Source organism: Burkholderia sp. SIMBA_062 (assembly GCF_046534765.1).
GTDB classification, from domain to species: Bacteria; Pseudomonadota; Gammaproteobacteria; order Burkholderiales; family Burkholderiaceae; genus Burkholderia; species Burkholderia ambifaria.
Genome location: NZ_JAWRYD010000035.1, coordinates 1 through 13,692, shown reverse-complemented (window position 1 = coordinate 13,692; position 13,692 = coordinate 1). Strand labels below are relative to the sequence as shown.

12 protein-coding genes and 1 riboswitch are annotated in these 13,692 nt (G+C 67.0%); of the genes, 6 read left to right on the top strand and 6 right to left on the bottom strand.

All coding sequences use genetic code 11. The features are described 5' to 3' along the window. Window positions 1–47: 47 nt before the first annotated feature. The gene (locus SB786_RS29060; protein WP_410730465.1) at window positions 48–1,637 is read right to left on the bottom strand and encodes a protease pro-enzyme activation domain-containing protein; all 1,590 of its coding nucleotides are present in this window, start codon (window positions 1,635–1,637) and stop codon (window positions 48–50) included. 260 nt (window positions 1,638–1,897) lie between these two features. Beyond that, window positions 1,898–2,521 (bottom strand): LysE family translocator, encoded by a 624-nt coding sequence (locus SB786_RS29055; protein WP_006758659.1) that lies wholly within the window; start codon window positions 2,519–2,521, stop codon window positions 1,898–1,900. Window positions 2,522–2,655: 134 nt separating this feature from the next. Between SB786_RS29055 and SB786_RS29050 the strand changes: the two genes are divergently transcribed. Further along, window positions 2,656–3,120, top strand: a complete 465-nt coding sequence (locus SB786_RS29050; protein ID WP_006752374.1) for an Lrp/AsnC family transcriptional regulator — start codon at window positions 2,656–2,658, stop codon at window positions 3,118–3,120. Between the two features lie 125 nt (window positions 3,121–3,245). On the opposite strand, the gene SB786_RS29045 is transcribed toward SB786_RS29050, so the two are convergent. Continuing rightward, a complete protein-coding gene (locus SB786_RS29045) occupies window positions 3,246–4,157 on the bottom strand; it encodes a LysR family transcriptional regulator (protein WP_006758658.1) in 912 nt (303 codons plus the stop codon). 136 nt (window positions 4,158–4,293) lie between these two features. Here SB786_RS29045 and speB point away from each other — a divergent pair, with 136 nt between their 5' ends. Continuing rightward, window positions 4,294–5,250: an agmatinase gene (gene speB / locus SB786_RS29040; protein WP_006752372.1), complete on the top strand. Its 957-nt coding sequence runs from the start codon at window positions 4,294–4,296 to the stop codon at window positions 5,248–5,250. A 53-nt stretch (window positions 5,251–5,303) separates the two neighbouring features. Continuing rightward, entirely contained in the window at window positions 5,304–6,629 is a 1,326-nt protein-coding gene (locus SB786_RS29035) for an MFS transporter (protein ID WP_410730464.1), read from the top strand. A gap of 104 nt (window positions 6,630–6,733) precedes the next feature. Here the strand turns inward: SB786_RS29035 and metE are convergent, their stop codons facing one another. Next, window positions 6,734–9,028: a 5-methyltetrahydropteroyltriglutamate--homocysteine S-methyltransferase gene (gene metE, locus SB786_RS29030; protein ID WP_410730463.1), complete on the bottom strand. Its 2,295-nt coding sequence runs from the start codon at window positions 9,026–9,028 to the stop codon at window positions 6,734–6,736. Window positions 9,029–9,156: 128 nt separating this feature from the next. Between metE and SB786_RS29025 the strand changes: the two genes are divergently transcribed. Continuing rightward, complete coding sequence (locus SB786_RS29025; protein ID WP_410730462.1) at window positions 9,157–10,065, top strand: LysR family transcriptional regulator; 909 nt, start codon at window positions 9,157–9,159, stop codon at window positions 10,063–10,065. Between the two features lie 22 nt (window positions 10,066–10,087). Here the strand turns inward: SB786_RS29025 and SB786_RS29020 are convergent, their stop codons facing one another. Further along, window positions 10,088–10,807: a CbtA family protein gene (locus SB786_RS29020; RefSeq protein ID WP_105830219.1), complete on the bottom strand. Its 720-nt coding sequence runs from the start codon at window positions 10,805–10,807 to the stop codon at window positions 10,088–10,090. A 13-nt stretch (window positions 10,808–10,820) separates the two neighbouring features. Further along, window positions 10,821–11,030: a CbtB domain-containing protein gene (locus SB786_RS29015; protein WP_006752367.1), complete on the bottom strand. Its 210-nt coding sequence runs from the start codon at window positions 11,028–11,030 to the stop codon at window positions 10,821–10,823. A gap of 33 nt (window positions 11,031–11,063) precedes the next feature. Then, window positions 11,064–11,206, bottom strand: a riboswitch (cobalamin riboswitch). A gap of 43 nt (window positions 11,207–11,249) precedes the next feature. Between SB786_RS29015 and SB786_RS29010 the strand changes: the two genes are divergently transcribed. Both SB786_RS29010 and SB786_RS29005 read left to right on the top strand, forming a co-directional pair. After that, complete coding sequence (locus SB786_RS29010; RefSeq protein WP_410730461.1) at window positions 11,250–11,837, top strand: histidine phosphatase family protein; 588 nt, start codon at window positions 11,250–11,252, stop codon at window positions 11,835–11,837. Window positions 11,838–11,977: 140 nt separating this feature from the next. Further along, window positions 11,978–13,570, top strand: coding sequence for an inorganic phosphate transporter (locus SB786_RS29005; protein ID WP_410730460.1), 1,593 nt, complete (start codon window positions 11,978–11,980; stop codon window positions 13,568–13,570). Window positions 13,571–13,692 lie beyond the last annotated feature (122 nt).

Below are 13,692 nucleotides of genomic sequence, written 5' to 3'. Positions count from 1 at the left end.
ACGCGGGCAGGGAACCCGCGTCACATGGAAAGGCCTGTGCCGGCGCGTCAGCTCGATGGCTTGCGCGCGAGGATCGCGGCGAGTTTCGCGCCGTCGGGGCTGCCGAGGCCCGTGCACGCGTCCCAGCCGGACGCGGCCGTATACGTGCCGTTCGAGCCTTTCGTGATGTCGCGCAGCGCACCCGGATGCTTGTACAGCACGGGATTGATCCAGCCGGCCGATGCGCCGGCCGCCGCGTTGAGCCGGGCGATCAGCGCGGCCCACAGCGGCGCGACCGCGCTCGTGCCGCCCATCACCGCGGGCGTTCCCGCGATCGACACTTCGTAACCCGTTTGCGGCGACGCATCGCCGGCGACGTCCGGCACGCCGCGCTTCGCGAGCGGCGTGCTGCTGCCGTCGGCGAGCGCGACGGTCAGCCCCTTTTGCCAGGCCGGCACGTCGAACATCGTGCTGACGCCGCCACCACTGGCGCCGCCACCGGCCGCGTCGTCGTTCCACGTGACCTCGCCGCGAATGCCCTGCCCCGGCAGCGCATCGAGCTGCGTGCCGCCGCAACCGAGCACGTACGGGCTCGACGCCGGGAAGTCGACGTGATCGGCGCCGTCCTGCAGCCCGTCGCCCGAGCCGCTGTCGCCCGACGCCGCGCACACCGTGACCCCCTGCGCGGCGGCCGCCCGCAGCACGCGGTTGAACGCCTGCGCCGACTGCGCCTGCCAGATCGCTTCCGGGCCGCCCCAACTGATCGAGATCACGGACGGCCGGTTGGTCTTGTCGGTGACGGCCGCGTTGACGGCCTGAATGAAGCCCGCGTCGCTGTTCGGCGCGAAATAGACCGCGATCTTCGCGGCGGGCGCAATCGCACCGGCGATCTCGATGTCGAGCGCCACTTCGCCGTCCGGGCCGTTCGCGTCGCCGGTCGGCGTGTTGCGGCCGGTGCCGACGTTCACGTCGACGAGCGTCGGCGGCTTGTCGATTCCGAGCCCACGGAAATACTGCTGGATATCGGTCGCGCGATAGCCGCCGCCGAGTTCGACGATCGCGATGCATTGCCCGGCGCCATCGCCGGACGGAAAGCCGTACAGCGACGCGAGCTGGGGCGGCGTGAACGTGACGGAGGTGGCGCCGCGCGCGGGCTTGAACGGCGGACGCAGCCGGAAGTGCGGCCGCGCCTGCGGCCGGCTGTCGAGGCCGAGCACGGCCGTGACGACATCGCCGAGATCGTCCGGCAGCGCGATCGGGCCCGAGCGGCCGCGGTACTGGCCGATCGAGCGATGCTCGAAACGCTCGAGCTTCACGCTGAATGCTGCTTCGAACTGCTGGATCGTGCCGGACAGCACGACGACGCTCTCGACCGGATCGACGCGATCGACGGTCAGCTGGTGACGGCGCGCGAAGTCCTCGGTCTTGCGAATGTCGTCGGGATGGGCGGAGAAACGCTGCGCGAAGGCGTCGCGCGACAGCGGTTTTGCGTCGGCGTCGCCAGCGGCGAGCTGATTGACCAATGCGTCGAGTTGCCCTTCTTCCTGCCGCCGCAACATCATCGTGACGTGGATGCGTTCTGCCGGATCGCACTGACCGAGACACTTGGACTCGGCGACGATACGGGGTTCACGGTCGGCTTGAAGATGCCTTGCCATGTTCAGACCCTCCTTGGTACCGCGTTGCACAGGCGTTGCACGGAACAGCCAGGAAATCGGACAGGGCCGGCGGCAGACGGTTCCGTCCGGTCGTCGGTTCGCGGCAGCGCGAAGTCAAAGGAAGTTTAGAACAGTCAGATGATTTTGCGCGCCCCCTGGCGTGTCGGGGCCCGCGCGAAGGCCGGCATTGCACGCGGCGTTCGTTGGTGCACTGCACCGCGCGGCGTGTCGATCCGCGCGACGCGGTGCGATGGTGGGGCTCAGTCCATCGACAGGCGCAGCGCGAAGCCGATCAGCGCCGCCGAGAAGGTCCAGCGCTGCACCGTCTGCGCGAGCGGATGCGCGCGCATCCACGCCGCGATGCGCGACGCGCCGAACACGCATGCGAGGTCGAAACACACGCCGGCCGCAACCAGCATCGCACCGAGTTCGAACATCTGCCACACGACGGGCCCGGCCTCGGGCCGCACGAATTGCGGCAGCAGCACTGAGCAGAACAGCAGCGCCTTCGGGTTCAGCAGGTTCGTGAGCAGCCCCTTGAAGAACGACTGCCGCAGCTCGCCCGCGGCGGCCGCGTCGCCGTCGCCAAGCGCGAACACCGGCGAGCGGAACACCTGGATCGCGACGTACGCGAGATACAGCGCGCCGCCGTAGCGGATCGCTTCATACAGCCACGGCGCGCTGCGGATCAGCGCCGCGACGCCGCAAGCGGACAGCGTCACGTGCGCGGTGCGCGACAGCGACAGGCCGGCCGCCGCCGCCATTCCCGGCCGCACGCCGCGCCCGATGCTGGTCTGCAGCACGAGCGCCATGTCGGGGCCCGGCACCGCGTAGATGGCCGCCAGCGCGGCGAGATAAATCAACAGCAAATGCGTGGAAATCATGGTCTGCCCCCGTCCTTCAATGACGATATGTTGCCGCTGGAGGTGGAGGGATTATTGGCCATCTGAGGCTCTGAACTGGCGATTCGTAGCGGAATCCGCCACAATCCTGGAACCGCAACACGGATTCCGCCAACATGACCGAACTCGACAAAACCGATCGCGCGATTCTCGCCGCGGTGCAGCGCGACGGCCGGCTGCCGATCGCGCGCCTCGCCGATTCCGTCGGCCTGTCCGAGACGCCGTGCGCACGGCGCCTGAAACGCCTCGAAAACGACGGCTACATCGAGCGCTACCGCGCGCAGCTGTCGCGCCAGGCGCTCGGCTACGGCGTCGTCGCGTTCGTGCTCGTGCGGTTCGCGACGCACGACCGCAAGGTCGCCGACCGGTTCGAACGGGAAGTGCTCGCGATCGAGCGGATCCTCGCGTGCCACAACGTCGCGGGCACGGCCGACTACCTGCTGCAGGTGGTCGCGCGCGATCTCGACGACTACGGCACGTTCATTCGCGATTCGCTGCGGATGCTGCCCGGCGTGACATCGATCGAATCCGCGCTGTCGCTGCGGGAGGTGAAGCACGATGCGGGGTTGCCGGTGCCGTGATGCGGGGGGCCAACGGTGGAGAGCGATACGTTACCGCACGCGCGCCGTCACTTCGACGCGCATCGATGTGGGCGGTTGGCCGCCCGCTGCGTGACACTTGTTCACCTGTTTGATGCCACCGGCCCTCACACGGCGTCGGGCGCCTGGTGCGCGTGTTCGAGATCCTCGAGAAACGCCTCCACGAGCGGATTGCCACGCCCGTCGCGAGCGACGACCATGTGGAACGTGACGTCGTAGCGCAACTGCTCCGGATTGAGCGGCGCGAGCAGCCCCTGCGCGACGTACGGCGCCGCGAAGTGCTGCGGCAGGTAGCCGAGGTGATGGCCCGACAGGATCAGCAGCGCGACGGCCTCCATGTTGTCGGCGGTCGCGGTCACGCGGTCGGGCGTCGTCGACATCTGCGCCTCCGGCAGCGGATACGAGCGCCACGCCCACTCGAATCCCGCGACGTCGGCCGGCGTCAGCGCGCCGGCCGCGTCGAACAGCGGATGGCCGCGGCCGCAATATGCGATCTGCCGCTCGATGAACAGCGGCGTGTAATGCAGCGACGGCACGCGATGCCAGAAATAGCCGACGGCGATCTGGATCTCGTCGCTCAGCAGCTTCTCCTCGAGATCGCCCGGCGCGCGCACCGAGATCGAGAAGCGCACGGCCTGGTCGCGCGTGCGGAACGCGGCGATCGCCTCGGCGATCCGCGCGTTCTGGCTGATCGGCGTATGGCCGATCAGGCCGATGTTCAGCGTGCCGACCAGTTGGCGGTCCATGTGCCGCGCCGCCATCCCGAATTCGTCGAGCGCCGCGAGCAGCTTGCGGCTCATCGCATGGAACCGCTCGCCCTTCGGCGTGAGCCGGAAGCCGCTGCGGCCGCGCTCGCAGAGCCGGTAGCCGAGCCGCGTCTCGAGCGACGACAGCTGCGCGCTGATCGTCGACTGGCCGACGTTCAGCATCGCCTGCGCCGCCGACACGCCGCCCGCGTCCGTGACCGCGAGAAACACGCGGATCAACCGCAGATCGAGGGTCGACAGATTCCCCAGCACGCTATTCCCCTTCCATACATCGATGAAAATCGATGTTTACGTCGATATCTTCGCATTCTTCTTTGCGGTCGGACGCGTAAGACTATGCGCCAGACCGCGTCGCATGATACGGCAACCCCACATCGGAAGAGACACCATGAACGACCACACCCATTTCCAGCCGCTCGGCGGCAATGAAATGCCGCGCTGCGGCGGCATCGCGACGATGATGCGCCTGCCGCACGTGGCGAGCGCCGCGGGCCTCGACGCATGCTTCGTCGGCGTCCCGTTCGATCTCGGCACCTCCAACCGCACCGGCGCACGCTTCGGCCCGCGCCAGATTCGCACCGAATCCGTGCTGCTGCGCCCGTACAACATGGCCACGCGCGCCGCGCCGTTCGATTCGCTGCAGATCGCCGACATCGGCGACGTCGCGATCAACCCGTACAACCTGCACGATTCCATCGCGCGCATCGAGGCCGCATACGACGCGATCCTCGAGCACGACTGCAAGCCGATCACGCTCGGCGGCGACCATACGATCGCGCTGCCGATCCTGCGCGCGATCCACCGCAAGCACGGCAAGGTTGCATTGATCCACGTCGATGCGCACGCCGACGTGAACGATACGATGATGGGCGAAAAGATCGCGCACGGCACGCCGTTCCGCCGCGCGGTCGAGGAAGGCCTGCTGCACGGCGACAAGGTCACGCAGATCGGCCTGCGCGGCACCGGCTACGCGGCGGAGGATTTCGACTGGTGCCGCGAGCAGGGCTTCCGCGTCGTCCAGGCCGAGGAATGCTGGAACAAGTCGCTCGCGCCGCTGATGGAGGAAGTGCGCGCGCGCGTCGGCGACACGCCCGTCTACATCAGCTTCGACATCGACGGCATCGATCCGGCCTACGCGCCCGGCACCGGCACGCCGGAAATCGCCGGCCTCACGGTGCCGCAGGCGCTCGAGATCATCCGCGGCGCGAAGGGGCTGAACATCGTCGGCTGCGATCTCGTCGAAGTCGCGCCGCCGTACGACCCGTTCGGCACCACGGCGCTGCTCGGCGCGAACCTCGCATACGAGCTGCTGTGCGTGCTGCCCGGCGTCGCATACCGCGACTGATCCGGCCACGCGACCTATTCCAAATCAGAGGATTCCAGAGGAGCACAAAATAGATGGGGACTTCCGTCAAACAACCGAAGCGGGCGGCGCTCGCGTCATTCGTCGGCACCACGATCGAGTGGTACGACTTCTATAGCTACGCGACCGCCGCCGCCATCGTGTTCGGGCCGCTGTTCTTTCCCGGTGAAAACCGCTTCGTCAGCCTGCTCGCGTCGTTCGGCTCGTTCGCGGTCGGCTTCTTCGCGCGGCCGCTCGGCGGCGTGATGTTCGGCTATCTCGGCGACCGCTTCGGCCGCAAGCGTTCGCTGCTCGCGACGCTGATGCTGATGGCCGTGTCGACGGTCGCGATCGGCCTGCTGCCGACCCACGCCCAGGCCGGCGTCATCGCACCGATCCTGCTCGTGCTGATGCGCGTGCTGCAAGGCATCGCGGTCGGCGGCGAATGGGGCGGCGCGGTGCTGCTCGCCGGCGAGCATGCGCCCGAAGGCAAGCGCACGTTCTTCGCATCGTTCGCGCAGCTCGGCAGCGCGAGCGGCCTGATCCTGTCGATGCTCGCGTTCGGCGCGATCAGCACGCTGTCGAAAGACGACATGATGAGCTGGGGCTGGCGCGTGCCGTTCCTCGCGAGTTCCGTGCTGCTGGTGGTCGGCTTCGTGATCCGCGCGAGCGTGTCGGAGTCGCCCGAGTTCGAGGAAGTCAGGAAGAGCGGCAACACCGCGCAAAACCCGGTGCGCGAAGCGCTCAAGTACTGGCCGCTGCTGCTGCTCGCGATCGGCGCGAACGTGTACGGGATCGCCGGCGTGTATTTCAGCAACATCTTCATGATCAGCTACGTGACGCAGTTCCTGTCGCTCGACCGGTCGATGGTGCTGCATTGCATGACCATCGTCGCCGTACTGCAGTTCGTCGTGCAGCTCGCCGCCGCATTCCTCGCGCAGCGCTTCGGCACGACGCGCGTGCTGCTGATCACCGGCGCCTGGGCCGCGATCGTGCCGTTCGTGATGCTGCCGCTCGTGCATATGGGCACGCCGCTGTCGATCACGGTCGGCGTCGGCCTCGCGACGCTCGCGGAATCGGGCTACTACTCGGTGGTCGCCGGTTTCGTCAGCGGCATCTTCATCGCGCGCATCCGCTACACGGCGATCTCGATCGCGTACCAGGTGTGCGGCGCGATCGCCGGCGGTCTGACGCCGCTCGTCGCCACGCTGATCGCGCAGAACGCCGCGCCGCAATGGTGGCCGCTCGCGATCCAGTACACGAGCGCCGCCGTGCTGTCGTCGCTGTGCGTGTGGCTGATCTCGCGCCGCGTCAGCATCGACGATGCGGGCGCGCCCGGCAAGCAGGACCGAGTGCTGCCGCGCGCCGCACGCGCCGTGTAACGCGCGAGCAAGCGTGACGAAAGGCGGCCCGCTCGTGCGGGCCGCTTTTTTTCGCCTGCTACCCGATCATCGATCGCGACGGCAGGCGCGCTGCGCGCTGCGCATCATTGCACCTGGTTGCGCAGCGTCTTCGCGGCGGCGACCATGTTCGTCAGCGCCGGAATCACTTCCGCCCACTGGCGCGTCTTCAGCCCGCAGTCCGGGTTCACCCACAGGCGTTCCGCCGGAATCCGCTCGGCCGCCTTCCTCATCAGGCCGACGATGTGATCCTGCGTCGGGATGTTCGGCGAATGGATGTCGTACACGCCCGGCCCGATCTCGTTCGGATACCTGAAGCTGTCGAACGCGTCGAGCAGTTCCATGTCCGAGCGCGACGTCTCGATCGTGATCACGTCCGCGTCCATGTCGGCGATCGACGCGATGATGTCGTTGAACTCCGAATAACACATGTGCGTATGGATCTGCGTGTCGTCCTGCACGCCGTTCGCGGTGATGCGGAACGCCTCGACCGCCCACTTCAGGTACTCGCCCCATTGCGCGCGGCGCAGCGGCAGCCCTTCACGCAGCGCGGCCTCGTCGATCTGGATCACGCGCACGCCGGCCTTCTCGAGATCGAGCACTTCATCGCGGATCGCGAGCGCGAGCTGGTAGCACGACACCGAGCGCGGCTGGTCGTCGCGCACGAACGACCAGTTCAGGATCGTCACCGGCCCGGTCAGCATGCCCTTCATCGGCTTGTTCGTCAGCGACTGCGCGTACGTAATCCATTCGACCGTCATCGCCTTCGGGCGGCTGATGTCGCCGAACAGGATCGGCGGCTTCACGCAGCGCGAGCCGTACGACTGCACCCAGCCGAACTGGCTGAACGCGTAGCCGTCGAGCTGCTCGCCGAAGTATTCGACCATGTCGTTGCGCTCGGCTTCGCCATGCACGAGCACGTCGAGTTCGAGCGATTCCTGTTCGCGCACACTGCGCTCGATCTCGGCCTGCATCGCCGCGCGGTAGCCGGCTTCATCCAGCGCGCCGGACTTGAACAGGCTGCGCGCCTGGCGGATTTCGGCAGTCTGCGGGAACGAGCCGATCGTCGTCGTCGGGAAGGCCGGCAGGTTCAGGCGTGCCGACTGCTTCGGCGCGCGCTGCGCATAGGGGCTCGCGCGGTTGCCGAGCTGCGCGTCGATGCGCGCGATCGCGGCCTTCACCGCCGGGTTGTTCACGCGCGGCGAACGGCGCCGCGAGTCGATCGCGGCGGCGTTTGCGGCAAGCGCGTCGGCCACCTTGTCGCGGCCTTCATTCAGCGCCGTCGCGAGCACTTTCAGTTCGTCGAGCTTCTGCAGCGCGAACGCGAGCCACGAACGGATCTCCGCGTCGAGCTTCTCTTCGCTCGCGAGATCGACCGGCACGTGCAGCAGCGAGCACGACGGCGCGATCCACAGGCGATCGCCCAGTTGCTTCGCGAGCGGCTCGAGCCAGTCGAGCGTCGCGTTCAGGTCCGTCTTCCAGATGTTGCGGCCGTTGATCGCGCCCACCGACAGCACGCGGTCGGCCGGCAGTTCGCGCACGAGCGCGTCGACTTCGTCGCGGGCGTTGATCGCGTCGACATGCAGGCCGTCGACCGGCAGCGACGCCGCGAGCGTCAGGTTGTCCCGAAGCGGGCCGAAGTACGTGGCGAGCAGCAGCTTGATACGGCGCGTTTCCAGCGCCGCATACGCGGTGCGCAATGCCTGACGCCATTCGGCGTCGAGCTCGGTGACGAGGATCGGTTCGTCGATCTGCACCCATTCGACGCCCTGCGCGGTCAGCGTGTCGAGCAGCGCGCCGTACACCGGCAACAGCTTCGGCAGCAGCGCGAGGCGATCCGAATCGTCCTTCGCCTTGCCGAGCCACAGGTACGTGACGGGGCCGAGGATCACCGGCTTCCCGGCGAGGCCCAGCGCCTGCGCTTGCGCCAGTTGCTGAAGCAGGCGAGACGGATCGAGCGAGAAGTTCGTGTCCGCGTGGAATTCCGGGACGATGTAGTGGTAGTTCGTGTCGAACCACTTCGTCATTTCACCGGCGGAAACGCCGCCGCAGCACGCGGCATTCTCGTGCGCCGCTTGCGCCGACCGGCCGCGCGCGACGCGGAAATAGTTGTCGAGCACGTCGCCGTGGAAGCCTTGCACGCGCTTCGGCAGGTGGCCGAGCGTAAAGCTCATGTCGAGCACCTGGTCGTAGAACGAGAAATCGCCGATCGGCGCGAGATCGAGGTCGCGCTGGTCGTTCCAGTGACGCTCGCGCAGCTCGGCGCCCAGTGCCTTCAGCTCGTCGCGCGACGATTCGCCGTTCCAGTAGCGCTCGAGACCGAACTTGAGTTCGCGCTTCGCGCCGATGCGCGGAAAACCGAGGTTGTGTGTCGTAACCATGAAGCTGCCGTCCAGAGAGAAATTGAAGATCCGGCAGCCATCATAGGGATTTCATCCCATGAAATAAAATGGCATTATTTCATTCATCCATTAAATTTGTTCATGTATTTGTGGGGTGAGCGATATCCATGCTGGAACGATTCCATCTCGTCGTGATCCGTGAAGTCGAGCGCCAGGGCTCATTGACGGCGGCCGCCAATGCGCTGCACCTCACGCAATCGGCGCTCAGCCATACCGTCCGGAAAATCGAGCAGCAGCTCGGCACGCCGATCTGGGATCGGGAGGGCCGCGGCCTGCGGCTGACGCAGGGCGGCCAGTATCTGCTGAAGCTGGCGAACCGGCTGCTGCCGCAGTTCGAGCTCGCAGAGGAGCGGATGAAGCAGTATGCAAAGGGCGAGCGCGGCACGCTGCGCATCGGGATGGAATGCCACCCGTGCTACCAGTGGCTGCTGAAGGTGGTGTCGCCGTACCTGTCGTGCTGGCCGGACGTCGACGTCGACGTGAAGCAGCGCTTCCAGTTCGGCGGCATCGGCGCGTTGTTCGGCCATGACATCGACGTGCTCGTGACGCCCGACCCGCTGAACAAGCCCGGGCTGCGCTTCGATCCCGTGTTCGATTACGAGCAGGTGCTGGTGGTCGCGGATGCGCACCGGTTCGCGAACGCCGACTACGTGACGCCCGAGCAGCTGACCGACGAGGTTCTGATCACGTACCCGGTCGAGACCGACCGGCTCGACATTTACAACCAGTTCCTGACGCCGGCCGGCATCGTGCCGCGGCGCCACAAGTCGATCGAGACGACCGACATCATGCTGCAGATGGTGGCGAGCGGGCGCGGCGTGGCCGCGCTGCCGAGATGGCTTGCCGATGAATACGCGGACCGGATGCCGGTCGTGCCGGTCAAGCTCGGGAAGAAGGGCATCGCGAAACAGATCTTCCTCGGCATCCGCGAAGCGGACGCGTCGATCGACTATCTGGCCGCATTCGTCGCGCTGGCGCGCGAATCGACGTGGAGCGCGCCGCGCATGCTGCGCTAGGCGCGCCCCGATGCGATGCGCGTCAGGCGGCGCGCATGGTGCGTTCGCCGCGTTCGACCCATGCGCCGAACAGCAGGCCGATCGTCGTCCACATGATCGCCTGCATGCCGATCGCGGCGACGCGGAACTTCCACAGCACCGCGGCCGGGAATTCGGCCGGCACTTCATCGATCGACGGCAGCCCGATCTGCACGGCCGCGATGATCGCGACGAACGCGAGCCCCGCGACGATCGATGCGTTCCACGGGCCGAGCTTCGCCAGCAGATGACGACGCACGCTGACCGAGAACGCCATCGTCGCGACCGAGATCGCGATCATCAGGAAGAACAGGCCCGTGCGATAGCCGATCGTGTCGTGGTCGCCGACCGCCGGCGGATTGGCCGGGTATTTGATGCTCGGCACGATCACGAGCGCGACGAACGCCGCCGCCGCGAGCCATGCTGCGAGCGGCCGCGCCGGGAGGCGGCTGCCTCGCCCGTATGCAAACGCGAAGACCAGCGAGAACAGCCCGCCGAATGCCGCGCCGTAAGTCACGACACCCGTCAGCAGGCCGACGCCGGCTTGCGTGTGGCGGCTGACCAGTTCGGGCTCCGGCGCTTCGCCGTTGGCGGCGTCGACTTTTTCTCCGAAGGAGATTGCCTGATCGACTTGCGGTTCGCCGACGATTCTGGCGAAACCGAACGTGAGGAGGCCCGCGACGATGCCTGCGAGCATCCCGCGCATGAGCAGCTTTCCGACCATCGTGTACTCCGCGTCAGTGGCAGGGAAAGCCGAGCAGATGGCGGCCGTCGTGGACGAACTCGTGCACGTACATGCCCGGGACGAGCGACGTCGCCCCCTGTTCCGCACCGACGAAATAGAGCGCGAGCAACAGGATCAGGCCGACGAAGATGGCCCACGGCAACAGTTCGCGGACGGGAATGGGCGCCGGCACGACGACCGGCTTCAGCACTGCTTCGCTCATGGATGCACCTCAGGGGAATCGCGCCCCGACAAATGTTGGATGGAATACGAAGACAGGTCTGGCTTCCGGGATTGAAGATCCGCGGTTACAGTGGCGCGACCGCGCCGGGCTTGCACCGGCTTCCGCCCTTCGTATCGGGCGAATTGTACGTGCGAACGTTCGCGTGTTGAAGGCCCGCGCATCACGGGTGCGGCCGTTCCGAACTTTCCGGCCATCGACATGACCCAACCTGCCTCGCTGCGCCTGGTTGCGCATGCGCCGACCCGCGCGATGCGCATCGGCGCGTTTCCCGCCGACGATCCGCTCGATGCACCCGGGCTCGCCGAGGCTGCCGCGCTGCGCGAGCGGTTCGCAGGCGCCGCCGGCGCGATCGTGCTGTGCAGCCCCGCACCGTGCGCGCGGCAGACCGCCGACGCGCTCGGGCTGCGCGCGGGCATCGACGACGCGCTTCGCGATGTCGACTACGGCCACTGGCACGGCAAGCGGCTGCATGACCTCGCGCGCGAGGTGCCGGACGAACTCGGCGCGTGGCTCGACGATCCGGCCGCATCGCCGCACGGCGGTGAATCGTTCGAAGACGTCGCGCGCCGCGTCGGCGCATGGTTGAGCGCACTGCCACGTAACCGCGATATCGTCGCGATCACGCATGCGGCGATCGTGCGGGCGGCCATCGCGCACGTACGCCGGATGGACGCGAAGGCGGCGACCCGCATCGACGTCGCGCCGCTGTCGTGCACGATATTCGCCGCGTCGCGAGATGGCTGGACGTCGATCACGGACGACATTCGGCGCAATGCCGATGCGTAAGGCCGCCTGCTCACTATATGGAGAATGACGACGCCATTTCCTTACACCTCTGTAAGAAAATGGTTCGTCCTCCCGACTGTCATCAAACTGACTGGTAGCGAAAGCTAGGATCGGCTGCGGTTACCTTACGAGATGCCGCCATGAATCAGCCTGCTTCGTCCGCCGCGAATAACGCCGGCTCCGCCGAACGTACCCGACAGGTCGGCTATGCCGTCTTTCTGCTGGTACTCGCGGCCGGCGCCGTCTATATCGCCACCCATCTGATCGTCGATCTGTCGCCCGTGCGCGAAGGGTCGCTGTTCCCGTACCTGATGCTCGGCGCCGCGCTGGTGATCGCGCTCGGGTTCGAATTCGTCAACGGCTTCCACGACACCGCGAATGCGGTCGCGACCGTGATCTACACCCACTCGCTGACGCCGAACGTCGCGGTGATCTGGTCCGGCATGTGGAACTTCCTCGGCGTGATGGTTTCCAGCGGGGCCGTCGCCTTCGGCATCCTGCAGCTGCTGCCGGTCGAGCTGATCCTGCAGGTCGGCAGCGGGTCGGGTTTCGCGATGGTGTTCGCGCTGCTGATCGCCGCGATCGTCTGGAACCTGGCGACCTGGTACTTCGGGTTGCCGTCGTCGAGCTCGCATACGCTGATCGGATCGATCATCGGCGTCGGGCTGATGAACCAGCTGATGCATGGGCCGTCGGGCACGAGCGGCGTCGACTGGGGCCAGGCGCTCGGCGTCGGCAAGTCGCTGCTGTTGTCGCCGATCGTCGGCTTCCTGTGCGCGTCGCTGCTGCTGCTCGTGCTGAAGGCCGTCGTGCGGATTCCGGAACTGTACAAGGAGCCGCCGAAGGATCAGCCGCCGCCGTTCTGGATCCGCTGCCTGCTGATCCTCACGTGTACCGGCGTGTCGTTCGCGCACGGCTCGAACGACGGGCAGAAGGGGATGGGCCTCATCATGCTGATCCTGATCGGCACGATGCCGACTGCGTATGCGCTGAACAAGGCAGTCACGACGGCCGAATCGCAGACCTTCGTCGCCGTCGCGAACCAGGCTGCCGCGACCTTCGCGAAATACTCGAACGGCGTCGCACCATCCGCGAATCCGCGCGCCGACGTCGAGCACTTCGTGCAGCACCGCGAGATGACGCCTGCCGTGCTGCCGGCCGTGCAGCAACTGTCCACGTCGCTCGCGACGGCGGTCGGCTCGTCGGGCTCGATGGCGGCCGTGCCGCAGGGCGACGTCGACAACGTGCGCAACACGATGTATCTGGTATCCGAAGCGATTCGCCTGATCGAGAAGGCGGGTCAGCCCGCATTCGCCGCCGACGACAAGCTCGCGATCGACAACTACCGCAAGCAGCTCGATCACGCGACGAAGTTCATTCCGACCTGGGTGAAAGTGGCCGTTGCGATCGCGCTGGGTCTCGGCACGATGGTCGGCTGGAAGCGGATCGTCGTGACCGTCGGCGAGAAAATCGGCAAGCAGCATCTGACGTACGGACAGGGCGCGTCGGCCGAACTCGTCGCGATGCTGACGATCGGCGCGGCCGATGTGTACGGGCTGCCCGTGTCGACGACACACGTGCTGTCGTCGGGCGTCGCGGGCACGATGGCGGCGAACGGGTCCGGGTTGCAGTGGAGCACGGTGCGCAGCCTCGTGCTCGCGTGGGTGCTGACGCTGCCGGCGTCGATCGCACTCGCGGCTGGACTTTACTGGCTGTTCCGCTCGATCGCCTGAGCGGACGGACGGCGAGCGGCCGGGGAACCGGCCGCTCGCCGTCGAGAACCTGTCCGCATTTTTGTGGGCGAGGCGGTTGAACAACAGGTTATCCACGCGCCTGCGTGAATCGCTCGCCGAAC

Bases quoted from the DNA above. Each gene is read 5' to 3' on its own strand.
- SB786_RS29060 (WP_410730465.1), bottom strand. From the start codon at position 1,637: ATGGCAAGGCATCTTCAAGCCGACCGTGAACCCCGTATCGTCGCCGAG.
- SB786_RS29055 (WP_006758659.1), bottom strand. From the start codon at position 2,521: ATGATTTCCACGCATTTGCTGTTGATTTATCTCGCCGCGCTGGCGGCC.
- SB786_RS29050 (WP_006752374.1), top strand. From the start codon at position 2,656: ATGACCGAACTCGACAAAACCGATCGCGCGATTCTCGCCGCGGTGCAG.
- speB (WP_006752372.1), top strand. From the start codon at position 4,294: ATGAACGACCACACCCATTTCCAGCCGCTCGGCGGCAATGAAATGCCG.
- SB786_RS29035 (WP_410730464.1), top strand. From the start codon at position 5,304: ATGGGGACTTCCGTCAAACAACCGAAGCGGGCGGCGCTCGCGTCATTC.
- metE (WP_410730463.1), bottom strand. From the start codon at position 9,028: ATGGTTACGACACACAACCTCGGTTTTCCGCGCATCGGCGCGAAGCGC.
- SB786_RS29025 (WP_410730462.1), top strand. From the start codon at position 9,157: ATGCTGGAACGATTCCATCTCGTCGTGATCCGTGAAGTCGAGCGCCAG.
- SB786_RS29020 (WP_105830219.1), bottom strand. From the start codon at position 10,807: ATGGTCGGAAAGCTGCTCATGCGCGGGATGCTCGCAGGCATCGTCGCG.
- SB786_RS29015 (WP_006752367.1), bottom strand. From the start codon at position 11,030: ATGAGCGAAGCAGTGCTGAAGCCGGTCGTCGTGCCGGCGCCCATTCCC.
- SB786_RS29010 (WP_410730461.1), top strand. From the start codon at position 11,250: ATGACCCAACCTGCCTCGCTGCGCCTGGTTGCGCATGCGCCGACCCGC.
- SB786_RS29005 (WP_410730460.1), top strand. From the start codon at position 11,978: ATGAATCAGCCTGCTTCGTCCGCCGCGAATAACGCCGGCTCCGCCGAA.